At 66.2% G+C, this 23,237-nt stretch carries 18 protein-coding genes and 1 tRNA gene; 6 read left to right on the forward strand and 13 right to left on the reverse strand.

The window, feature by feature from the left end:
• Window positions 1-50: 50 nt before the first annotated feature.
• The 4 genes from QWL29_RS18510 to QWL29_RS18525 form a co-directional block, all read right to left on the reverse strand.
• Window positions 51-127, reverse strand: a tRNA-Gln gene (locus QWL29_RS18510).
• Window positions 128-198: 71 nt separating this feature from the next.
• The gene (ispE, locus tag QWL29_RS18515) at window positions 199-1,080 is read right to left on the reverse strand and encodes a 4-(cytidine 5'-diphospho)-2-C-methyl-D-erythritol kinase (RefSeq protein ID WP_305824350.1); all 882 of its coding nucleotides are present in this window, start codon (window positions 1,078-1,080) and stop codon (window positions 199-201) included.
• A complete protein-coding gene (locus tag QWL29_RS18520; protein ID WP_305824351.1) occupies window positions 1,077-1,634 on the reverse strand; it encodes an outer membrane lipoprotein LolB in 558 nt (185 codons plus the stop codon). Before QWL29_RS18520 ends, ispE begins: the two co-directional genes overlap by 4 nt.
• A 108-nt stretch (window positions 1,635-1,742) precedes the next feature.
• The gene (locus QWL29_RS18525) at window positions 1,743-3,518 is read right to left on the reverse strand and encodes a tetratricopeptide repeat protein (protein ID WP_305824352.1); all 1,776 of its coding nucleotides are present in this window, start codon (window positions 3,516-3,518) and stop codon (window positions 1,743-1,745) included.
• Window positions 3,519-3,670: 152 nt separating this feature from the next.
• Here QWL29_RS18525 and mutM point away from each other — a divergent pair, with 152 nt between their 5' ends.
• From mutM to mutY, 3 genes are read left to right on the forward strand one after another with little or no spacing between them, the layout of a single operon-like run.
• The gene (gene mutM, locus QWL29_RS18530; protein ID WP_305824353.1) at window positions 3,671-4,504 is read left to right on the forward strand and encodes a bifunctional DNA-formamidopyrimidine glycosylase/DNA-(apurinic or apyrimidinic site) lyase; all 834 of its coding nucleotides are present in this window, start codon (window positions 3,671-3,673) and stop codon (window positions 4,502-4,504) included.
• A gap of 22 nt (window positions 4,505-4,526) precedes the next feature.
• Entirely contained in the window at window positions 4,527-6,446 is a 1,920-nt protein-coding gene (locus tag QWL29_RS18535; protein ID WP_305824354.1) for a dynamin family protein, read from the forward strand.
• Window positions 6,446-7,567 carry an A/G-specific adenine glycosylase gene (gene mutY, locus QWL29_RS18540; protein WP_305824355.1) on the forward strand — a complete coding sequence of 374 codons (1,122 nt, stop codon included), beginning with the start codon at window positions 6,446-6,448 and terminating at the stop codon, window positions 7,565-7,567. Before QWL29_RS18535 ends, mutY begins: the two co-directional genes overlap by 1 nt.
• An 88-nt stretch (window positions 7,568-7,655) precedes the next feature.
• Here mutY and QWL29_RS18545 read toward each other — a convergent pair whose 3' ends face one another.
• From QWL29_RS18545 to QWL29_RS18580, 8 genes are all read right to left on the reverse strand, one after another.
• On the reverse strand, window positions 7,656-8,795 hold the full coding sequence (locus QWL29_RS18545) for a deoxyguanosinetriphosphate triphosphohydrolase (protein ID WP_305824356.1): 1,140 nt from the start codon (window positions 8,793-8,795) through the stop codon (window positions 7,656-7,658).
• 10 nt (window positions 8,796-8,805) lie between these two features.
• Entirely contained in the window at window positions 8,806-10,443 is a 1,638-nt protein-coding gene (gene aroKB, locus QWL29_RS18550) for a bifunctional shikimate kinase/3-dehydroquinate synthase AroKB (protein WP_370663717.1), read from the reverse strand.
• 124 nt (window positions 10,444-10,567) lie between these two features.
• A complete protein-coding gene (locus QWL29_RS18555; RefSeq protein WP_305824358.1) occupies window positions 10,568-12,553 on the reverse strand; it encodes an Ig-like domain-containing protein in 1,986 nt (661 codons plus the stop codon).
• Window positions 12,554-12,701: 148 nt separating this feature from the next.
• Window positions 12,702-14,897, reverse strand: a complete 2,196-nt coding sequence (locus QWL29_RS18560) for a type IV pilus secretin PilQ (protein ID WP_370663716.1) — start codon at window positions 14,895-14,897, stop codon at window positions 12,702-12,704.
• Window positions 14,894-15,430: a pilus assembly protein PilP gene (locus QWL29_RS18565; RefSeq protein WP_308635732.1), complete on the reverse strand. Its 537-nt coding sequence runs from the start codon at window positions 15,428-15,430 to the stop codon at window positions 14,894-14,896. Before QWL29_RS18565 ends, QWL29_RS18560 begins: the two co-directional genes overlap by 4 nt.
• The gene (locus QWL29_RS18570; protein ID WP_305824360.1) at window positions 15,427-16,137 is read right to left on the reverse strand and encodes a type IV pilus inner membrane component PilO; all 711 of its coding nucleotides are present in this window, start codon (window positions 16,135-16,137) and stop codon (window positions 15,427-15,429) included. The genes QWL29_RS18565 and QWL29_RS18570 overlap by 4 nt, the downstream gene beginning before the upstream one ends.
• A complete protein-coding gene (locus QWL29_RS18575; RefSeq protein ID WP_305824361.1) occupies window positions 16,134-16,799 on the reverse strand; it encodes a PilN domain-containing protein in 666 nt (221 codons plus the stop codon). Before QWL29_RS18575 ends, QWL29_RS18570 begins: the two co-directional genes overlap by 4 nt.
• Window positions 16,796-17,860 carry a pilus assembly protein PilM gene (locus QWL29_RS18580; protein WP_305824362.1) on the reverse strand — a complete coding sequence of 355 codons (1,065 nt, stop codon included), beginning with the start codon at window positions 17,858-17,860 and terminating at the stop codon, window positions 16,796-16,798. Before QWL29_RS18580 ends, QWL29_RS18575 begins: the two co-directional genes overlap by 4 nt.
• A 321-nt stretch (window positions 17,861-18,181) precedes the next feature.
• On the opposite strand from QWL29_RS18580, the gene QWL29_RS18585 reads away from it, so the two are divergent.
• Window positions 18,182-20,518 (forward strand): penicillin-binding protein 1A, encoded by a 2,337-nt coding sequence (locus QWL29_RS18585; RefSeq protein ID WP_305824363.1) that lies wholly within the window; start codon window positions 18,182-18,184, stop codon window positions 20,516-20,518.
• Window positions 20,519-21,056: 538 nt separating this feature from the next.
• On the opposite strand, the gene cyaY is transcribed toward QWL29_RS18585, so the two are convergent.
• On the reverse strand, window positions 21,057-21,386 hold the full coding sequence (cyaY, locus tag QWL29_RS18590; RefSeq protein ID WP_305824364.1) for an iron donor protein CyaY: 330 nt from the start codon (window positions 21,384-21,386) through the stop codon (window positions 21,057-21,059).
• A gap of 54 nt (window positions 21,387-21,440) precedes the next feature.
• Between cyaY and lptM the strand changes: the two genes are divergently transcribed.
• Window positions 21,441-21,689, forward strand: a complete 249-nt coding sequence (lptM, locus tag QWL29_RS18595; protein ID WP_305824365.1) for an LPS translocon maturation chaperone LptM — start codon at window positions 21,441-21,443, stop codon at window positions 21,687-21,689.
• Window positions 21,690-21,707: 18 nt separating this feature from the next.
• Window positions 21,708-22,988, forward strand: a complete 1,281-nt coding sequence (gene lysA / locus QWL29_RS18600) for a diaminopimelate decarboxylase (RefSeq protein ID WP_305824366.1) — start codon at window positions 21,708-21,710, stop codon at window positions 22,986-22,988.
• The last annotated feature ends 249 nt before the right edge of the window (window positions 22,989-23,237 follow it).

Below are 23,237 nucleotides of genomic sequence, written 5' to 3' on the forward strand. Positions count from 1 at the left end.
GCCGATTTCATCCGCCGGACACGTTCGTATCGACAGCCGGATAAAACGAATGGCAGGGGAACAAGGATTCGAACCTTGGTATGCCGGAATCAAAATCCGGTGCCTTAACCAGCTTGGCGATTCCCCTACGCAACTTACAGCTTGCCGCTTTGCTTGACTATTCTAACCGTCATTCGCTGCGACAGGCAAAATTTTATTCTACAACATACTGTTTTGCAAGAGCTTTTTTATCGAATGTCGCGCCAGCGATTTTGCTTTCCACGCTTTCCACTTGTCGGGCACCTGGCCCAGCACATGGTTCGCTTCAGCTTCGCCAGGCAGCGCAACAAATACGCAAGCCCCGGAACCCGTCATCCTGGCCGCGCCATATTGGCTCAACCATTCGATCGCTTCCCCTACCGCTGGAAACAACCTGACAGCAACTCCTTGCAAATCATTTCTTCCGAATCCGCTAATGTTTTGCGCTTCAGGGAAGTCCGTTATTCTGACGGGTTTGCTATCCCTTGTCAAATCCTGCGCGCTAAAAATTGCAGGGGTCGGTACCGAGACGCCTGGTTCGATCACCACGTACCAGCAATCCGGCCCCTGTACAGGCTGCATGGCTTCGCCGATACCTTCTACAAAGGCGGTTTCGCCGTACACGAAAAAGGGAATGTCGGCGCCCAGGGGCAAGCCGATTGCCATCAGCTCTTCATCGCTGAACCCGCCCTGCCACAAATGGTTGGCCGCCATCAGCGCGGTGGCCGCATCCGAGGAACCGCCGCCCAGGCCGCCGCCCATGGGCAGCACCTTGTCCAGGCGCACGTCGATGCCGGGCACGGCGCGGCCGTGGCGTTCCCGGAAAGCGCTTGCCAGGCGCTGCAGCGCGCGCACGACCAGGTCGGCGTCATGAGGCACGCCCGGCACGTCATTGACGCGGCGGATCGCGCCATCGCTGCGCAGGTCGAAATGCAGGGTGTCGCCGCGGTCGATCAGCTGGAAGACGCTTTGCAGCAGGTGATAGCCATCGGCGCGGCGGCCGACGACGTGCAGGAACAGGTTCAGCTTGGCCGGGGCCGGGCAATCGTGCAGCGAATTCATGGAGCAACAGGGTTGATGAAGATGCGGATTTCCAGTTCGCCGGAGGCCGTCGTGCGTGCGGCGTCGATGCGCTTGGGCATCGGGCGGGCCGCCGTGTCGTCCTGCCAGGCCGCGAAGCGCAGGCGCCAGCCGTCGCGCGTGTAGACGCTGTTGTTGGCGGGCGAAGCGGCGAAGCGCTTGCCGTCGGCGCCGATCGCATAACCCTGCAGCCAGTCGCGCAGGCCGGCCACCGGCAGCGACCAGCCCAGCGCCTGGGCGGTGAGCGTGTCGATGTCTTGCGCCACCAGCGGTTCGCGCCCGGCCTGGGTCAGCGTGGCCTGCTGCGGCGTGACGCTGATCGCAGCGAGCTGGCTGAACGACGAGGACAGTGCGACGTCGACGCGGCCAGGCTGCTGCGACCAGGTGAAGTTACCGGTCAGCGAGTCCGGCTGGCCTTCCTTCAGGTAGTTCACCGACAGGCGGCCGCTCAGTTCGATGGTCTCGCGGTAATCGGCCACGGTGGATTGGGACAGCGGCGCGCTGGCGCAGCCGGCAAGGGCAGCAAGGGTAGCCACTGCGGCAAACAGGGATAGGCGTCGGGTGATCGGCATCGGTCAGGATAGAAGGTGAAAAACAAACGGCGGAACAGGTCCGCCGCCGCTTGTGAGTATTCTTGAATTATTTCACAGGGACAGGCGCAGGCGCGCCAGCGTGCTGCGCAGGGTGTCGTTCTGCGGGTCCTTGGCGCGCGCTTCCAGCCACAGCTTCTGGGCATCGGCACGCTTGCCCTGCTGCCACAGCACTTCGCCGAGGTGGACCGCGATTTCCGGATCGCGGCGCAGGCTGTAGGCGCGGCGCAGGTGGCCCTCGGCGGCATCGAGGTTGCCGAGGCGGTAATGGACCCAGCCCATGCTGTCCATGATGAAGGGGTCTTCCGGCGCCATGGCCATCGCCTTTTCGATCAGCGCGCGCGCTTCGTCGAGGCGGATGTTGCGCTCGGCCAGCGAGTAGCCGAGGGCGTTGTAGGCATGGTGGTTGTCCGGCGCCAGTCGCATCACTTCGCGCAGGGCGGTTTCCATGTCGTCGACGTGGCCAGTCTTTTCGGCCAGCAGCGCATAGTCGTAGAGCAGGTCCGGATTGCCTGGGAAGCGCCTGGTGGCGGCCCCCATCAGCGTATAGGCCTGCTCGGCCTGGCCGGCGTCGCGCAGCACCTGCGCTTCGGCCGCCAGCACCTGGGCCTGGGCCATCGGCTCGCCGGGCTTCAGCGACGCCAGCAAACGGCGCGCGGCCGCCACGTCGCCGCTTTTCCCGAGCAGCTGGGCGCGGCGCAACTGGGCGCCGAACAGGGTCTTTTCGTCGCCTTCGGGCAGCTTGTCGAGCCAGCCGACGGCGGCCTGCAGATCGCCGCGCTCCTCGGCCAGCTGCGACAGGATCAGCAAGGCCTTCGACGGGTCGCGCTCATCGTCGGGATTGCGGCCCAGTACTTCCACGAAGCGCGAAAAATAACGCTCGGCAGCCGGCGGATCGTTCAGCTGGGTCGACAGCACGCCCAGCGCGTACAGGGTCGTGACATTGTCCGGCTGCTGGCTGTCGAGCAGCAGGAACTGGCGCCGCGCTTCCTCGTACTGCTTGTCGTTGACCAGGATGCGGGCATGGGCGGCGCGCACTTCGCGCGCCTTTGGATTGGCGGCGAGGAACTGCTGCAGGCGCGCCGTGGCCTGCGCTTCGTTTTCGCTCGATTGCGCCAGGGTCAGCATGGCGATTTCGGAATCCGGCTTCAGGGCCAGGGCGGCCTGCGCCTCGCGCGCACCCTCTTCCCGGGCGCCGCGCGCCAGCGCCGCCTGGGCCAGCACCACGTGGCCCTCGACCGTATCGCGGTAAGGGGCCACCAGGCGCGCCAGCATGGCGTTCGCCGCTTCCTTGTCCTTGGCGCGCGACAGCAGCTGCTGCACCTGGTACAGCACCACGCCGCGCACCGCGGGCGGCGAGCCGGCCAGGCGCTTGCTGAAGATTTCTTCTGCGTCGGAGATATTGTCCGACAGGATAACCATCCCCAGATAGTATTGCGTCGCTTCGTCGGACTCCGGATCGAGCTTGCGCCATTCGCGCACGGCCGCCAGGGTATCGTCGGGCTGGCGTGCGGCCAGGGCCATTTCGGCGGCGCGGCGCGCCAGGCGCGGGTCGCGGGTCTGCTGGGCCAGGGCCAGCATGGTGATGTAAGGACCTTGCCAGTCGCCATTGCGGAAGGCGAACTCGGCGCGCAGCAGCTGGTTCAGCAGGGTGCTGCTGAGTTCGACCTTGGGCAAGCGCGCCAGTTGCGCCGCTTTCTCGGCCTCCGCAGCTGCTTCGGCAGCGGCCTCGGCTGCCTGCTGCCCGGCGTCCGCATCCGCGGCAGACGTGGCGGGCGTGGCCTGTGCAGTCGCCCCGGCAGGCGCGCCGGACTGCGGCTGTGGCGCCACAGCGCATGCCGCCAGCACACCGGAGAGAGTTACAATGACGAAAGCGTTTTTCAAAGCATGTCCATATAGGGAAGGATGTCCCGATTCTACGCCCAAGCCCCGCAACGCGTGCGCGCCCGCAACACGAATTTACAAGTATTTGTCAGATTTTCATGCCTGAACTCCCGGAAGTAGAAGTCACCCGGCGCGGTGTCGCGCCCCACCTGGAAGGCCGCGTGGTCGAGGAAGTCGTGTTCCGCCGCGAGGGCCTGCGCTGGCCCTTCCCTGCCCATATCGCCGCGACCCTGGTCGGCCAGCGCATCGAGCATGTCAAGCGGCGCGGCAAGTATCTGCTGCTGGGCTTTGCCAGCGGCACGCTGATCGTCCACCTCGGCATGTCGGGCCATTTGCGCGTGCTGCCGCCCGGTATCGAGCTGAAGAAACACGACCACTTCGACCTCGTCGTGTCCGATGGCAGCCAGAAGCAGGTGCTGCGCCTGCACGACCCGCGCCGCTTCGGCGCCGTGCTCTGGCATGCGGTCGACGACGGCGAACTGGAACAGCACATCCTGCTGCGCGGCCTCGGTGTGGAACCGCTGGAAGACCAGTTCTCGGCCGAGCTGCTGTACCGCGCCACGCGCAAGCGCAGCGCGCCGATCAAGCAGGTGCTGCTGGCCGGCGACATCGTGGTTGGCGTGGGCAACATCTACGCCTGCGAAAGCCTGTTCCGCGCCGGCATCAACCCGAAGACGCCGGCCGGGCGCATCAGCCGCGCGCGCTACGAAAAACTGGCCGAGGCGATCCGCGAGATCCTGGCCGCCGCCATCGTGCAGGGCGGCAGCACGCTGCGTGACTTTATTGCAGTAAATGGGCAGTCTGGATATTTCCAGCAGACCTATTTCGTCTATGATCGGGCTGGAGTGCCGTGCAGAAACTGTGGCACCCCGATCCGACAAATCAAGCAGGGCCAGCGCTCCACCTTTTATTGCGCCACCTGCCAGCGGTAAATTCTGAAAAGCGGGTGAAGAGATGCAACAAATACAAGAATACGGCGCCTGGCGCGCCGCCATTGCGCGTGCGCTGGATGCTTACCGGACCACGCTGCAAGCCCTGGAACTGGGCGACGCGGCGACGCTGGCGCGCGTTGGCCAGGCCCAGGCGCGGGTGCGCGACGACCGCCTGTCGGTGGCCTTTGTCGCCGAGTTCTCGCGCGGCAAATCCGAGCTGATCAACGCGATCTTCTTCGCCGACTACGGCAAGCGCATCCTGCCCTCGGCCGCCGGCCGCACCACCATGTGCCCGACCGAGCTGCTGTACGACGCTGCCCTGCCGCCCTGCATCCGCCTGCTGCCGATCGCCACCCGCGCCAGCAATCTGTCGACCGCCGACTACCGCGAGGACCCGGCCGCCTGGACCGTGATCGCGCTCGACCTCGACGCCCCCGACAGCATGAGCGCCGCCTTCCGCCAGGTGAGCCTGACGCGCCGCGTGCCCAGCGAGCAAGCCCAGGGCTACGGCCTGTACGACCCGCTCGACCCGGACCACGCCGACGCCCTGGGGCCGGACGGCACGGTCGAGATCTCGCAGTGGCGCCACGCCATCATCAACCTGCCGCACCCGCTGCTCAAGCAGGGCCTCGTGATCCTCGACACGCCGGGCCTGAACGCGATCGGCACCGAGCCGGAACTGACGCTGAACCTGATCCCGAACGCGCATGCGGTGCTGTTCGTGCTGGCCGCCGAGACCGGCGTTACGCGCAGCGACATCGACGTCTGGCGCACCCACATCGGCGCCGGCCCGGGGCGCCTGGTGGTGCTGAACAAGATCGACGCCATGTGGGACCCGCTGAAGGACGACGCCGGCAACGAGGCAGAAATTACGCGCCAGCAGCACGGCGTGGCCCAGCAGCTCGGGCTCGACATCGGCCAGGTGTTCCCGGTATCGGCCCAGCAGGCGCTGGTCGGGCGCATCCACGGCGACATGGACCTGTTCGAGCGCAGCCGCGTTGGCGCGCTGGAAGCGGCCCTGCTGCACAGCCTGATCCCGCAAAAGAAAACGATTCTGGCGCGCCAGCTGCGCGACGACCTGGCCACACTCGAAACCGCCCTCGGCGCGGCACTCGGCGCACGCACGCGCGACCTGGTCGAGCAGCTGCAGGAACTGAAAAGCCTGCGCGGCAAGAACCAGGCCGTGCTGGCGCTGATGATGCGCCGCATCGAGGCCGAGCGGAAGGACTTCGACGCCGGCCTCATGCGCCTGCAGGAAGCGCGCACGCGCTTTGCTGCCCTCTCGACCCAGCTCTATACCCTGCTGGGCGTGGACGGCGTGGCGCGCCAGGCCGAAAGCGTGCGCCTGGCGCTGCAGGCGGCGCGCTTCGCCACCGGCATGCGTGCGCCGGTGCGGGCCTTCTTCGACGAAGCGCGCGCGGCGCTCGACGCCTCGGAAGCCAAGGTCGGCGAGATCGCCGCCACCACCGAAGCCATGGTGCGCAGCTTCGCGGCCGAACACGGCCTGACGCTGTCGCCGCCGCCTTCGCTGACCCTGGCGCGCTACCGCGAGGAGATCGACGCCATCGAAGCGCTCTACCTGAAGCAGTTCGGCACCGCGACCCTGCTCATGACCAGCCGCGCGACGCTGATGGAGCGCTTCTTCGACTCCATCGCCTCGCGCGTGCGGCGCGTGTTCCGCGCCGCGAATGCCGACGTCGAGGCCTGGCTGAAGGTGATCATGGCGCCGCTCGAAACCCAGATCCGCCAGCACAAGGAACAGCTGCGCCACCGCCTGGCCTCGATCCAGCGCATCCACGACGCCACCGACAGCCTGGAGCAGAAGATCGCGGCTTTCGAGGCACGCCAGGGCGAGCTGGAACGCCAGCGCCGCCAGGTGCAGGACCTGGGCGCGGCCGTGTGCACGGCGCTCGACGAGCCGGCACTGCTGGAGGCGGCGTAATGCGTGTAAAGGAATTTTCCCAGTTCGATACGCTGGCCGACCCGACGTTCTCGGAAGCGGTCATCACCTGGCAGCGCGCGCACGGACGCCATACCCTGCCCTGGCAGAACACGCGCGACGCCTACCGCGTGTGGCTGTCGGAGATCATGCTGCAGCAGACGCAAGTGGCCGCAGTGCTCGGCTATTACGCGCGCTTCCTGGAGCGTTTTCCGACGGTGCAGGATTTGGCCTCAGCGCCGGTCGAGGACGTGATGGCCTGTTGGAGCGGCCTCGGTTACTACACCCGCGCACGCAACCTGCACGCCTGCGCGCGGCGCGTGGTGGCTGAATATGGCGGCGTGTTTCCGAGCGATCCTTTGCTGCTGGCGGACTTGCCGGGGATCGGGCGCTCCACCGCTGCGGCGATCACGGCGTTCTCGAACGGCACCCGCTCGGCGATCCTGGACGGGAACGTGAAGCGCGTGTTTGCGCGCGTGTTCGGGGTCGAGCAGTATCCGGGCGAGAAACGGGTCGAGGAAGCGCTGTGGCGGCGTGCGGATGCGTTGCTGCCTCTTGATGGAATCGAGGCCTACACGCAGGGGCTGATGGATTTGGGGGCGACGCTGTGCACGCGCTCCCGGCCTGACTGTGGGCGTTGTCCGCTGCAGGCGCGCTGCGTGGCGTATGCCACCGGACGCACGGCGGAGCTGCCGGTGCGCAAGCCGAAAAAGACGTCGCCAGAGAAAAGGGCGGATCTGCTGGTGGTCGTGTTCGATGGCGAGGTGCTGCTCGAGCAGCGGCCGGGGAGCGGGATCTGGGGCGGGTTGTTGTCGCTGCCCGAGGTCGAGGGGCATGTGGCGCTGGGGGATGCGATGCCCGCTTCGTTTGCGCCTTCGTCGTCCGTGATGGCGGGTGCGCTGGCGCGGTTTGGCGAGCTCGACGAGGTGCAGGCGCTGCTGCCGCTGGTGCATGTGTTCACGCATTACAAGCTGCATATTTTCCCGCACAAGGTGACGCCGCTTGCGCGGCCTGCGGCGCCGGCGGGGTTTGTGTGGTGGAAGCTGGCGGCGGTCGAGGAGGCGGCGTTGCCGGCGCCGGTGAAGAAGCTGTTGCTGGAGTTGGGGCGGCCCAGCCTGTTCTGATTCGTAGGGTAGGTACTCGTACCCACCTTCTACGTGCGCCTACCGCGTGTGTGTTTTATCATCGTCATGGTGGGTACGAGTACCCACCCTACAGCGTATCGAGCGAAAAGATCCGCCGGTGCTCGCGGATCGCATACCGGTCCGTCATGCCCGCAATGTAATCCGCAATCTTGCGCGCCTGCTTGAAGGTATCGCCCGCGGCCACCTGGTAATCCGGCGGCAGCAGCACCGGGTCCGTCATGAAGGCGTCGAACAATTCGCGCACGATGCGGCTTGCCTTCACACGCATGCGGTTCACCTGGAAGTGCCGGTACAAATTCGCATACAGGAAGCGCTTCAGCGCCGTGGTTTCAAGACGCATCGCGTCCGAGAAGCGGATCAGCGGCGGCGCCTTGCGCACGTCCTCGATGTCGCGCGGCGCCGCCTCAGCCAGGCGCGCCGCCGAGGTCTCGACCAGGTCGGCCGTCATCGCCGTGATCATCAGGCGGATCGTCTCGTACAGCGCGCGCCGCCCCGGCAGGCCCGGGTACTGCGCCTCCACCGCGTGGCGGTGGCGCGCGAACAGGTCCACTTCTTCCATCTGCGCCATCGTCAGCAGCCCGGAACGCAGGCCGTCGTCGATGTCGTGGTTGTTGTAGGCGATTTCGTCGGCCAGGTTGGTCAGCTGCGCTTCCAGGCTGGGCTGGGTCTTGTCGATGAAGCGCTGGCCGAGTTCGCCCAGCTGGCGTGCGTTGTTCAGCGAGCAGTGCTTCAGGATGCCTTCGCGCGTTTCGAACGTCAGGTTCAGGCCGTCGAAGGCGCCGTAGTGCTCTTCGAGGTGGTCGACCACGCGCAGGCTCTGCAAATTGTGCTCGAAGCCGCCGTAATCCTTCATGCAGTCGTTCAGCACGTCCTGGCCCACGTGGCCGAAGGGCGTGTGGCCGAGGTCGTGCGCCAGCGCCGTGGCTTCGACCAGGTCTTCGTTCAGGCGCAGGCTGCGCGCCAGGGTGCGGCCGATCTGCGCCACCTCGATCGAGTGCGTCAGACGCGTGCGGAACAGGTCTCCCTCGTGGTTCAGGAAGACCTGGGTCTTGTACTCCAGGCGCCGGAACGCGGTGGAGTGGATGATGCGGTCGCGGTCGCGCTGGAACTCGCTGCGCGAACCGGGCGCCGGTTCGTCGAACTTGCGTCCGCGCGACTGCGAGGAGTGCGCGGCGTAAGGGGCCAGGTTGCAGTCGAAGTCGATCATGCGCGCCTCCTTATCGCTGCTCGTCTTGCACGATGCCGGCTGCCAGCGTGGCCTGCAGCAGGTCCTGCGGCACGCTCGCGATGCTCGGGCTGCCCAGGGGCTTGAGCAGGATGAACTTGATCGCCCCGCCCTCGTTCTTCTTGTCGACTTCCATCAGCTCGATCCAGCGCGCTTGTCCCAGGTCCGGCGCCACGACCGGCAGGCCGGCCGCCGCCACCAGTGCGCGCAGGCGCGCGCAGCTGGCGTCGTCGATCAGGCCCAGGCGGCGCGACAAATCGGCCGCCATCACCATGCCGCAGCCGACCGCTTCGCCGTGCAGCCATGCGCCGTAGCCGAGGCCGGCCTCGATCGCGTGGCCGAAGGTATGGCCGAAGTTCAGCACCGCGCGCAGGCCGCCTTCGCGTTCGTCCTTGCGCACCACGTCGGCCTTGATTTCGCAGGAACGGGCAATGGCATGCGCCAGCGCGTCCGGCTCGCGCGCCACCAGGCGTGCGATGTTCGCTTCGATCCAGTCGAAGAATTCGCCGTCCAGGATGGCGCCGTGCTTGATCACTTCGGCCAGGCCGGCCGCCAGCTCGCGCGGCGGCAGCGTGTCCAGGGTAGCGGTATCGGCCAGCACCGCGCGCGGCTGGTAGAAGGCGCCGATCATGTTCTTGCCGAGCGGGTGGTTGATGCCGGTCTTGCCGCCCACCGAGGAATCGACCTGGGCCAGCAGCGTGGTCGGGATCTGCACAAACGGCACGCCGCGCATGTAGCTGGCCGCCGCGAAGCCGGTCAGGTCGCCGATCACGCCGCCGCCCAGCGCCACCAGGGTGGTCTTGCGGTCGCACTTGTTGGCCAGCAGGGCGTCGAAGATGGCCATCAGCGAGCCCCATCCCTTGTGTTCCTCGCCGTCGGGCAGGACGATCTCGACGACCTCCTTGCCGGCCGCGCGCAGCGGCGCCGCCACCCCCTCGAGATAGAGCGGGGCCACGGTGGTGTTGGTGACGATGGCCGCCTTGTTGCCGCCGACATGGCGCACGAGCGCCGCCGGATCGGCCAGCAGGCCGGGGCCGATCGAGATGGGGTAGCTGCGATCGCCGAGGTCGACGTTCAGGGTAAGTTGTGTTGCGTTGTGTTCCGGGTGGGTCATCGATGCCGCCTTCGCGCGCCGGGCGCGCCCGGCTTCGAGCGCGTCCAGCTGTTCTAGGATAGTCTGGGCCATCGATTGTACGTTAGGACGGCCGGTATCGATGACGAGGTGCGCGATCTCGCGGTACAGCGGCTCGCGCTGGGCCAGCAATTGCTCGAGCTTGCGGCGCGGGTCGGCCGTCTGCAGCAGCGGACGGTTCTTGTCGTGCGCGGTGCGCTGCAGGATGCTGCCGATGCTGGCGCGCAGGTAGACCACGGTGCCGCGCTCGGCCAGCAGCGCGCGGCTGGCGGGGTCGAGGATGGCGCCGCCGCCGGTGGCCAGCACGATGCCGTCCTGGGCGGTGAGCTCGCGGATCATCTCGGCCTCGCGCCGGCGGAAGCTGCCCTCGCCCTCGATCTCGAAGATCCACGGGATCGAGGCGCCGGTGCGCGCCTCGATCGCATGGTCGGAATCGACGAAGCGCTTGCCCAGCCGGCGCGCAAGCAGCCGGCCGATGGTGGTCTTGCCGGACCCCATCAGGCCGACCAGGAAGATGTTGTTACTGTACGCCTCGGGCACGATAGTGGGCTCGCCTAAAAAGACAAACGGCCAGTTCAAGCCTGGCCGTTTGTTGTTACGGTCACCCGCTGCGGTTACCCGCTTATGGGCAGCTGAACGTCAGTTTAAACGGAATCGTGGTGACAACGTTACCTGGCGACGTCACGGTGACGTTGAAGGTGGCCGTTACCGGGGCCGTGCAGCTGGCCGCGTTCGGGTTCGAGATCGAGAACGTGTGGCTCGAACCCTGGGCCGGCGTGTCGCGTGTAATGCTGGTTCCCGTGATGTCGTCGCCCGCAGCGGTGTGCGGATAGATGTTCGGCACGGTCGCCGGCACGATGGCCGCGGACGCCGCGTTGACCGCGTTGCTCACTTCGATCCGGGTGCCAAACGGCAGCGGATTCAGGTTCTCGTCGTTCAGTTGCAGCACGAACACCTTCGAATCCGCCGCGCGCACGGTGCCGAGGTCGGTCACGCCGTTGCCCAGCGGGTTGCCGTTCATGTATACCTTGGTTGCGCCGGAACCGCCGAAGAACAGGCCGATCTTGCTGAAGATGGTGTTGGTGCCGTCGCTGCTGCTGGCGCAGACCGTCGCCAGGCCGGCGCGCGCACTGTCATCGCTGCGCAGGGCGCTGCTGCCGGTGTTGCAAGGCGTCGCCGGCTGGTTCTTCTCGTGGCTGCGCGGATCCTGGGTACGGAAGTCGACCGAGCAGCCGCCGTTGACGGTGCTGCAGCCGCCCTTGTCGGACGAGCCGATCGAGCCCATGTTGGTCTGGAACACGACCGGGGTGCCGTCCGGGACCGGGTTGCCGAAGCTGTCGGCGATCATCACCTGCACGCGGGTGGCCGGACTGGTCGGGCTGCTGTCCTTGTTCAGGCCCTCGAGGTTGTAGTTCTCGGCGGTGAGCGAGAAGGCGCGCTGCACCGGCAGGCCGGTAGTGACGACGATCGAGTCCGAGGTGGTCGAGATATCGTCGGGACGGGTGGCGCTGGCGGTGTTCGGCAGCGTCGCAAAGACGCGGAACGAGGTCGCGACCGAGCCCGAATTGACCGTGGTGATGACTTCGCCGTTCTCGTCGGTGGTGTCGGTGGACTTGTTCAGGGTGACCGACGCCGGGTCCGACACGCGGAATGTCACTTCGCGGCGCGGCAGTGGGCTGCCGAAGATATCGAAGACGCGGAATTTCAGGGTCGCCGTCTCGGTGCGGTTGATACCGCCCTGCCCCCGGATCACGATCGACTTCTCGACCGGGTCGGCCGAGACGAACTGCACCGACGCGGCCGGCGGCGGCGCGATCTTCAGGGGCACGGTAGCCGGCACCGAGACGCCGTCGGCGGTAACGGTGATGACGTCGTCGTTGGCGCAGCCCTTGTCGCGGTAGACCGTCTTGGCCACGCCGTTGTTGGTGGCGACGGTGGCGGCCAGGGTCGCCTTGCCGGCGATGACGCAGGCCGAGGTAAAGTTGACGTTCACCTGGTTCGGATAAGGCGCGCCGCCGGCCAGTACCGGAACCGTGATGTCGGTCGAGTTATAGGCCTGGATCTGGGGTGCGCCGGTGGTCACGGTGCCGAAGCTGAGCGTGGTCGCGCCGACCTGGAAGTTGCGTTCGCCGACGATGGTGGCGCCGTTCACGCTGGCGGTGGCGGTGAGCTTGCCGGCGCCGCCGGCGGCCAGGCTGGCTGCGCGCAGGCTGATGCGGGCCACGCCCTGGTCGTCGGTCAGCGCGGTGCCGGCCGACGGCGAGAAGATGGCCAGGCTGGCGTCGGTGGCGAAGGTGACCATCGCCTCCTTTACCGGGTTGCCGCTGGCATCCTTGACCGTGGCCTGCACGGTCAGGGGCGTGGCGCCGCTCAGCGAATTGCTGGCCTGGCCGCCGGTGCTGGCCAGGGCCAGGCTGACGGTCGGCGCCGCGGGCACCGTTGGCGTGGTCGGCGTGGTCGGCGCGGTGCCGCCGCTGGCGCCGCCCGGTGCGGCTACCGAGCCGGGATTGCCGCCGCCGCAGGCGCTCAGGGCCGCCGCGGCGACCAGGGTCAGGGCCGCCAGGCGCAGGGACGCCGCGGACGAAGAAGAGTTCGGGAAGTGCTGCATCGTAGGTCCAGTTTTTCTCGATTGTTGGTTGTTGGTCACTCATGCAGCCGGCATACGGCCCGGCTTTTGAAACGACACAGCGACACGTGTCCTACGTGCCGCTGCGGTACTGCATCCAATGCCGGCAGCCTTGCTGCTGCCGCTCGGCTCAGCGCGTCACCGCCGCGCGCTCGGCCACGATCTTCGGCGTGATGAAGACCAGCAGTTCGGTCTTCGTGCTCTCGCGGCCGCGCGTCTTGAACAGATAGCCCAGCACCGGCACGTCGCCCAGCAGCGGCACCTTGCTCTCGTTGCTGCGCTCGGTCTGCTGGTAGATCCCGCCCAGCACCACCGTGCCGCCGTTCTCGACCATTACCTTGGTCTTCACGTGCTGGGTATTGATGGCGAAGCCGGCGCGGGTTTCCTCGCCCTTCGAATCCTTGCTCACATCCACTTCCAGCACCACGTTGCCGTCCGGGGTGATCTGCGGGATCACTTCCAGGCGCAGGTTGGCTTTCTTGAATTCGATCGAGGTCGCGCCGCTCGACGACGCCACCTGGTACGGCAGCTCGATGCCCTGCTCGATCACGGCCACCATCTTGTCTTCGGTGACCACGCGCGGGCTGGAGATGATCTTGCCCTTGCCGTCGGCTTCCAGCGCCGACAGCTCCAGGTTCAGGAAGCGGTTGTCGGACGAGGAGAACAGGCTGAAGGCCAGGCTCGGCGCGTTGATGCCGCCGATCGCCGCCGCCGGCAGATTCACCAGGGTCGAGTTGTCGAAGCTGCTGCCGCTGGACTGGCCGGTGACCACGCCGGCGCCGGCCAGGGTGCCGCTCAGGGCCAGGCGGTTGCTGCCGCCCACGCCGTAGCCGGCATCGCCGCCGGCGGCGTTGCGCGCATCGTTGAAGCCGATCTTGGCGCCCAGGTTGCGCGAGAAGCCGTCGTTCGCTTCCACCAGGCGCGCCTCGATCAGCACCTGCTTCGAAGCGATGTCGGTCTTCTGGATCAGCATCCGGATGTCCTCGATTTTTGCGGCGATGTCGGTCACGAACAGCTGGTTGGTGCGCGGGTCGATGATGGCGCTGCCGCGCTTGGACAACACGCGGTTGCGGTCGCTGCCGCCGGCGGCGCCGGTGCCGGCGTCGAGGCCGAACACGGTGCGGAAGGACTCGGCCTTCTGGTAGTTCAGCTGGAAGATCTCGGAGCGCAGCGGCTCCAGGTCGGAAATCTGCGCGCGCTGCTCGAGCTCGAGCTTTTCCTTGGTCAGCAGTTCTTCCTTCGGCGCGATCCACAGCACGGTGCCGTTCTTGCGCATGTCCAGGCCTTTCGACTGCAGGATGACGTCGAGCGCCTGGTCCCAGGGCACATCCTTCAGGCGCAGGGTCAGGCTGCCGCTCACGGTGTCGGCGGCGATGATGTTCAGGCCCGAGATGTCGGCCACCGCCTGCAGCGCGGCGCGCACCTCGATGTTCTGGAAGTCGAAGCTGATCTTCTCGCCGCGGAAGCCCTGCGGGCCGCCCAGCTTGTTCGGGTCTTCCTTCACGGCGCGCACGTCGACCACCAGCTGGGTTTCGCTCTGGTAGACCGATTGTTCCCACTGGCCTTGCGCTTCGATCACCATGCGCACGTTGCTGCCTTGCGCGGTGGTGGTGACGTTCGACACCGGCGTGCCGAAATCGGTGACGTCAAGGCGGCGGCGCAGCGCTTCCGGCAGCGCGGTGTTCAGGAAGTCGACCTGGACCCGGTTGCCGAGCTGGCGCACGTCGACCGCGGTCTGGCTGTTCGCCAGGTCGACCACGACACGGCCTTCGCCGTTGCTGCCGCGGCGGAAGTCGAGGTTGCGCAGCTGCGGACGGCTGGCCGCACGGGTATCGGCCACTGCCGCCATTTGCACAGGTTGCGACGCAGCCGCGCCGGCGCCGGCGCCATCCACCGTCACCAGGATCGACTTGCCGCTGATGGCGGCGCTGTAGCTCACGGTGCGCTTCAGGTTCAGCACCAGGCGCGTGCGTTCGCCGGCCTGGATCACGTTCACGCTGCGCAGGTCGCCCAGGTTGACGTCATGGGTGCTCTTGCCGCTGGCGTTCGCGGTGGCGCCGAAGTCGAGGGCGACGCGGGCCGGGTTCGTGATCGCGAAGCCGAGCGGCAGCTTGGCCGGGGCCTCGCGCATGGCGATGTTCAGCACCACGTTGGCGCCCTGCTGGTTGGCGCTGATCGACTCGATGGCGTTCGCAGGCGCCTGGGCGCGGGCCATGCCAACGCCCAGCAGCACGCTCGCCATCAACGCCATCAGTGCCGCGCTCGAGCGCAACAGCCAGCCCGGCAGGAAGCGCGCCGCGCCGCTGTTCATTGCTAATTGGGTCATTTCCCAGTCTCCTTACTTTCCTGCAACTCCAGCTTCGATATGCGCTCGACCCAATCGCCGCTAGCGTCCTGTACCATTTCCTTGATTTCCACTGCCGCCGGCGTGACGCGCGTCACCAGGCCGAAGTTCTGGCCCAGGTGCTGTCCGGCGCGCACGCGGTAGATGCTGCTCTCGATGCGCAGCAGCGCAAAGCTGGCACCGCCCTTCTGCATCATGCCGACCATCGTCATCGTGTCCAGCGGGTAGGCTTCGAGCGCCTCGCGCTGCCGGTTCAAATCCGGCTGCAGCGCGCTGCGCGCCTGGGCCAGCAGGCCGGCCTCGGCCATCTTGGCCGGGCTGAACGGGTCCACCGCGCCCCCCTGGTCGTAGGCGAAGGGAATGAATTCCTTCGAGGCCGGCAGCGGTTTTACCTTCGGCCTGGTTTCGCTTTTCACCTGGTCCATCCAGCTGCGCACTTCGCGCACATCGCTGTCGCCGCAACCGGCCAGCAGCAGGGCCGGCACGATCACCAGCATGCCTTGGCTCATCTTCATTTCGCGGCCCCTTTCGCCTTCTTGCTGCCTTTGGCGCCGGCTTTGCCGCCCTTGCCGCCGGCCTTTGCCTTCAGGCGCGCGGCCCGTTGCTCGGACAGCTCCTCGGGGTCGAGGTAGCGGAAGGTCTTGGCGATGGCTTCCAGCGTCAGGCTGCCGTCCTTGTTGGTCTCGAGCGACATGTTATTCAGCGTCACGATGCGCGGCATGTGCGCCATGTCGGCGGCGAACGCGCCGAGGTCGTGGTAGCTGCCGCTGATGCGGATATCGATCGGCTGCTCGGCGTAATAGTCGCGCACCACCGGCTGGTTCGGGCGGAACAGCTCGAACGCCAGGCCGCGGCCGACGCCGGCCTGGTTGATGTCCGACAGCAGCGCCGCCATCTCGGCCTTGCTCGGCAACTGCTTCTCCAGGCGCTCGACCGACTGGTCGACCTGGACTTTCTGCGCCTGCAGCGCCTCCAGGTTGACCGCCTGCGCGATCTTCTTCTGGTAGGCGGTGCGCAGCTTGGCTTCCTGGGCCGCGCCGGCTTCCTGGGCCTCGAACTGGCCCTGCCAGTAGACGAAGTAACCGAACACGATGGCCAGCGCCATCATGCCGGCCGCGCACAGCAAACGCGGCGCCAGCGGCCACTGGCCGGGCGGACGCCCCTGCAGGCCCTCGAACTGGGCCCCCAGGTCGGCGCTCCATTGTTTCAGGTCGATGTTCATGGGGTGGCTCCATCCTTTGCCGCCAGGGCCGATGTCGCCAGGCCTTTCTTGTTGCCGCCTTCGCTGCCTTCTCCACCTTCGCCGCCTTCGGCTTCCTCGGCTTCGCGCGGGCGCTTGATGTTCACCGCCAGCGTGAACTCGACGGCCTTGCGCGCCAGCTTGTTCTGGGTCACGGTGGCCGCCTTTACCTCGGTCAGGTCGGGCTGCTCCAGCCAGGGCGACTGGCCGGACAAATTGCGCAGCATCTCGGCCACGCGCTCCTGCGACTGGGCGTAGCCGTTCAGGGTCACGCGCTGGCCGTCCTGCTTCACCGATTTCAGGAACACGCCGTCCGGGGTCTGGCGCACCAGTTCGTCCAGCAAATACACCGGCTGGTTGCGGTCGCCCTGCAAATCCTCGACCGCCTGCTGGCGCGACTTCAGCGCCTCGATTTCTTCCTTCAGGTTGGCGATGTCCTTGATCTTCTTGTCGAGCTTTGCGTTCTCGTTCTTCAGCGCCAGGTTGCGCTGTTCCTGGATCGCGATGCGGCTGGCGTTCCAGCCGCCCACCAGCAGCACGATGGCGCCGCCCAGCAGGGCGCCGAGCACCAGCATGGCGGCAAAGGCCTTTTGCTTCTGCTTGCGTTTCGCTTCCCGGTGCGGGAGCAGGTTAATCCGGATCATCCGAACCTCCGCAGGGCCAGGCCGCAGGCAACCAGGCAGGCCGGGCCTTCCTGGCGCAGCTGTTGTTCGCGCAGGCCGGGGGCCAGCAGCATACCGTCGAAAGGCATTACCGGCGCGGTCGGGATGCGGGTGCGCCCGCCGATCAGTTCCACCAGGCCCGGCAACAGCGCATTGCCGCCGGCGAGCCAGATCTGGTCGATGCGGGTGTAGGGCGTGGAGGTGTAGAAGAACTGGATCGCGCGCGTGACTTCGAGCGCGGCGCTTTCCAGGAAGGGCGCCAGCAGATCGGCGCGGAAGTTCTCCGGCAAGTCGCCCGCTTTTTTTCGCGCCTCGGCTTCTTCATAGCTCAAGCCATAGGTGCGCACGACGTCCTGGGTCAGCGTGTGGCCGCCGAAGGGCTGTTCGCGTTCATACACGGTGTCGCCGTCGAGCAGCACCGAGACCTGCGTCATGCTGGCGCCGATCTGGAACAGCGCCACGATCTTGTCCTTGCCGCCGCCGTGGGCCCGTTCCAGGGCCGCGCGTGCGGCATACGATTCGATGTCCATCACGGTGGCCACCAGGCCGGCCGCTTCGGCCAGCGCCACGCGGTCCTCGACCTTTTCGCGGCGCGCCGCGGCCAGCATGACTTCCATGTCGTCCGGCGAGTTGGCGGCCGGGCCGACCACGTCGAAATCCAGGCTCACTTCATCGAGCGCGAACGGGATGTACTGGCTGGCCTCGGACTCGACCTGCACTTCGAGCTGGTCTTCGCCCATGCCGGCCGGCAGGATGATTTTCTTGGTGATGACAGCGGCCGGCGGCATGCCCAGCGCGACGTTGCGGGCGCGGGTGCCGCTCTTTTTCCAGATGCGGCGCACGGCCTCGGCCACCTGGTCGAAATTTTCGATATTCCCATCGACCACGGCGCCGCGCGGCAGGGCTTCGAAGGCATGGCGCTCGAGGCGCAGCGTGCCCTTGCCGGCGTCGGCCAGCTCCACCAGGCGCAATCCCGACGTGCTGATGTCGAGGCCGGCCAAAGGCGGGCTGGCCTTGCCGAACAGCGAACCTAGGTTGATCACGAGCGTACTCCCTCACTGCTGTCTGCCGGAGCAGAATGATATTTGAACGCCCGCGTGGGGGAAAGAATTGGTTGAGAAGCCTGCATAAAAAGGCTATTTATTGCACATATATGAGGCATCACGTTAAATCGTAGCAATAAGGGTGCAGACCGACAAGATATTTCTGCACAGGAACACTAGAATCCGGCGCGCGCATGCCACACTCGTTACACGCTTGGAAACAGGCTTTGTCGGACTGCCATCAACCACACTCCTCTGTTCAGTTCGTACCGTCACAAAAGCCCCTGTCTTATAATGAGATGGATCAACAATGTGAACGCCATGAAATCCAAAACCGATTCCAAGTCTTCTCCGAACAAGTTCGGCGCCAAGCGCCTGGTGCTGTGGGCCATCGGCGGTCTCGCCGGCCTGGCCCTGACCGGCGTGCTGCTGGTGGTCTTTGCGCTGGCCATGGCCTACCCGAATTTGCCGGCCCTCGACACCATCACCGATTACCGGCCGAAGATGCCGCTGCGGATCTTCACGGCCGATAACGTCCTCATCGGCGAGTTCGGCGAGGAACGCCGCACCCTGGTGCGCTTCAAGGACATTCCCGACGTCATGAAGAAGGCGGTGCTGTCGATCGAGGACGACCGTTTCTACCAGCACGGCGGCGTCGACTACATGGGCGTGCTGCGCGCGACCCTGCACAACGCCACCAGCAGCTCGCGCCAGGGCGCCTCGACCATCACCCAGCAGGTGGCAAGGAACTTCTTCCTGTCGAGCGAACAGACCCTCAAGCGCAAGGCCTACGAGGCGCTGCTGGCCTGGAAGATCGAGAAGAACCTCACCAAGGACCAGATCCTCGAGGTCTACATGAACCAGATCTACCTGGGCCAGCGCGCCTTCGGCTTCCAGTCGGCAGCCCAGATCTACTTCGGCAAGGACCTGAAGGACATCAGCGTGGCCGAAGCGGCGATGCTGGCCGGCCTGCCGAAAGCGCCATCGGCCTACAACCCGGTCGTGAACCCGACCCGCGCCCGCACGCGCCAGCAGTACATCCTGCAGCGCATGCATTCGCTGGGCTACATCAGCGACGCCCAGTTCGAGACCGCCAAGGCCGAGGAACTGAAGATCAAGTCGGACAGCACCGCCTTTGGCGTGCACGCCGAGTACGTGGCCGAGATGGCGCGCCAGCTGGTGTACGAGCAGTTCAAGGAAGACACCTATACGCGCGGCCTGAACGTGTTCACCACCATCACCAAGGCCGACCAGGACGCCGCCTACCTGGCCGTGCGCCGTGGCGTGATGGACTACGAGCGCCGTCATCCTTACCGCGGCCCGGAATCCTATATCGAAATCCCGGGCAACAAGACCGAAGCCGACGAAGCCATCGAGGCCGAACTGGCCGAGAAGCCCGACAGCGACGACATCGTGGCCGCCGTGGTGCTGCAGGCTGCGCCGTCGCAGGTGACGGCGGTGCTGGCATCCGGCGAAGAAATCAAGATCAGCGGCCAGGGCCTGTCGTTCGCATCGAGCTGGCTGTCCGCCAAGGCGGCGCCGAACCGCCGCATCCGCCGCGGCGCGCTGATCCGCGTGATGCAGGACGGGACCTCGGCCTGGAAGATCACGCAGATGCCGGAAGTGGAGTCGGCCTTTGTGGCGGCCAGCACCGAGGATGGCGCGATCAAGGCGCTGGTGGGCGGCTTCGACTACAACCGCAACAAGTTCAACCACGTGACGCAAGCCTGGCGCCAGCCGGGTTCCTCGTTCAAGCCGTTCATCTACTCGGCTTCGCTGGAGCGCGGCCTGTCGCCGTCGACGCTGGTGAACGATGCGCCGATTTCCTTCGACGCCGGCCAGACCGGCGGCCAGGCCTGGGAGCCGAAGAACTACGACGCCCGCTACGAAGGCCCGATGACGATGCGCCGCGGCCTGACGAAATCGAAGAACATGATCTCGATCCGCATCCTGAACCGCATCGGCGCCCGCTACGGCCAGGAATACGCGACCCGCTTCGGCTTCGACGCCGAACGGAATCCCCCTTATTTGACCTTGGCCCTGGGTGCCGGCGCCACCACGCCGCTGCAGATGGCCGGCGCCTACGCCGTGTTCGCCAACGGCGGCTACCGCGTCAGCCCCTACCTGATCTCGAAGGTGACCGACAGCGCGGGCAAGGTGTTGTCGGAAGCGCGGCCGGAACGCGCGGGTGTGGAGGCGAACCGCGTGATCGATGCACGCAATGCCTTCCTGATGGACTCGATGCTGAAGGACGTGGCGCGCTACGGCACCGCCGCCAAAGCCTCGGCCACGCTGAAGCGCACCGACATCGCCGGCAAGACCGGCACCACCAACGACTCGATCGACGCCTGGTTCGCCGGCTACCAGCCGAAGCTGGTGGGCATCGCCTGGATGGGCTACGACCAGCCCAAGAACCTGGGCAACAAGGAAACCGGCGGCGGCCTGGCCCTGCCGATCTGGATCGGCTACATGCAAAGCGCCTTGAAAGGCGTGCCGGTGGAAGAGCGCGAAGTGCCGCCGGGGTTGATCATGGCGGAAGGCGATTACTACTATGCGGAGAACCCGCCGGGCACGGGCGTGCAGTCGCTCGACGTCGGGGCACCGCCGCCGCCGGCGCAGCAGAAGGCGCAGGACGCGGTGAGGAACGAGCTGTTCTAACGCAGTTTTGAATGAAAGAATATTTCATCCAAGACGCATCGGTGAAATATTCTTTCACGTAGGGTGGGCACTTGTGCCCACGCGGTCGTACCGTGGCCTACTACAACATCACCGCCATGCGCCCGATACCGCATCGAACCACATATCGACAATCAACCGGGGCACCGCGTGGGCACGAGTGCCCACCCTACAACTATCGGCACGGATCGCTTGCTATTCGTAATGCCGTAGGGTGGGCACTTGTGCCCACGCGGTCGTACCGTGGCCTACCACAACATCACCGCCATGCGCCCGATACCGCCTCGAACCACATATCGACAATCAACCGGGGTACCGCGTGGGCAGTAGGGCTGGCTAAATGCCAGCACTACAGATGCCCACCCTACAAAACCTGCGCTGACTATCCCAATTTCACGGGCGCCCCACCCTGCTGCGTCGCCAGGTCCGACAGCGNGACAATCAACCGGGGTACCGCGTGGGCAGTAGGGCTGGCTAAATGCCAGCACTACAGATGCCCACCCTACAAAACCTGCGCTGACTATCCCAATTTCACGGGCGCCCCACCCTGCTGCGTCGCCAGGTCCGACAGCGCCGTGAAGAACTCGCTGTCATCGCGGGTATTCCTCCACTCGTCCCCCACGCGCTTGTAGTGGTAGCCCCCGGCCCGCGCCGCCACCCACATCTCCTTCAGCGGCGCCTGGCTGTTGACGATGATCTTCGACCCGTTGGCGATGAATTCGATCTCCAACACATTGCCGCTGCGCTTGCATTCGACGTCGACTACGTCCTGGTCGTTCAGGTCGTCGAAGCAGGTTTCGATACGGTCCAGCGTCGATTCGGCCAGGTCCAAAAATTCGGTTTCGGTCATGCTACACTCCAAGGTCTTGATCAAACCGTGATTCTAATCGTGAAGTCACTCAACGTGCTCTTTCCCTCTGCCGCGCTGCTCGCGCTTGCCGTCACCTTGACCGGCTGCGGCCAGACCGGCCCGCTCTACATGCCGACGCCGCCAGCCAAGCCGGCCAACGCCACGCTGGGCGCCACGCCGCTCGCCACACCCGCACCTGCCCCGACCTCGGCTCCAGGCTCGGCGCCGGTGCAGACGACGGCACCAGCGCCAGGCGCAGGCACGGCGCTGCCATCGCCGACCAGCGTCCCTCCTCAACAATAAGATCCCGCTCCCAGATTCATGTCGCATTTTTCGTACCAAGACGGCGTCCTGCACGCCGAACGCACCGCCCTGTCCCGCGTCGCCGAGGAATTCGGCACCCCGACCTATGTCTATTCGAAGTCGGCCCTGCTGGAAAACTTCGCCGCCTACGCCGACGCCTGCCAGGGCCGCGACGCCCTGGTCTGCTACGCGATGAAAGCCAATTCCAACCTGGCGATCCTGGACCTGCTGGCCCGTGCGGGCGCGGGCTTCGACATCGTCTCGGGCGGCGAACTGCTGCGCGTGATCGCCGCCGGCGGCAGCCCGGGCAAGGTGATCTTCTCGGGCGTCGGCAAGACCGTCGATGAGATGCGCCTGGCGCTGGAACACGGCATCCTCTGCTTCAACGTCGAATCGATCCCGGAACTGCACCGCCTGAACGAGGTGGCCGGCAGCATGGGCAAGCGCGCGCCGGTGTCGCTGCGCGTGAACCCGAACGTCGACGCCAAGACCCACCCGTATATCGCGACCGGCCTGAAGGCCAACAAGTTCGGCGTGGCCTTCGACGACGCGCTTGATACCTACCGTACCGCCGCGGGCCTGCCGCACCTGGACGTGGTCGGCATCGACTGCCACATCGGCTCGCAGCTGCTCGACGACGCCCCGCTGCTCGAAGCGCTGGACAAGCTGATCGAATTGATCGATACGCTCGACACCGAAGGCATCCACATCCATCACCTGGACATCGGCGGCGGCATCGGCGTCGACTACGGCGCGGCGGGCGACGCGCCGCCGGTGCCGGTGGGCGACTACCTGGGCCGCCTGTTCGCCCGCATCGACGCCTGGCGCGCCGCGCGCCACGACGGCCGTGCAGTGAAGGTGATCTTCGAGCCGGGCCGCTCGATCGTCGCCAGCACCGGCGTGCTGCTGACCCGCGTGGAATTCCTGAAACCGGGCGTCGAAAAGAACTTCTGCATCATCGACGCCGCCATGAACGACATGATGCGCCCGACCCTGTACGGCGCCTGGATGGACATGAAGGCGGTTGCGCCGCGCAGCGGCGACGTGGCGGAACTGTACGACGTGGTCGGCCCGGTGTGCGAATCGGGCGACTGGCTGGCGCGCGAACGCGCACTGGCCGTGCAGCCGGGCGACCTGCTGGCGATGATGAGCGCCGGCGCCTACGGCATGACCATGGCCTCGAACTACAACACCCGCGGCCGCGCCGCCGAGGTGATCGTCGATGGCGAGCAGATGCACCTGGTGCGCCGCCGCGAAGAGCCGGCCGAACTGTATGCGCTGGAGTCGATGCTGAAATAAGCGGCGTGAGGCATGAAAAAAAGCGCTGCCCCTGGACGGGTAAGCGCCTTTTCTTTTGTGCGGCCGCGTGATGAAAGCCCGGGTGGGCGAGCGGTCATGGGGCTGTTGCCTGTGCCGTTCGTAGCGTTCAACATCCGCGTGGGCACGAGTGCCCACCCTACAAGACACGCTGCGTATCCAGGTTTCGTATGATCTCGCTGTTGGCGGTAACCGTATCTATGGACTCCACCCGTTTTGCAAGAAGAAGAT

The organism is Massilia brevitalea, assembly GCF_030711405.1.
Taxonomy (GTDB): Bacteria; Pseudomonadota; Gammaproteobacteria; order Burkholderiales; family Burkholderiaceae_D; genus Telluria; species Telluria brevitalea.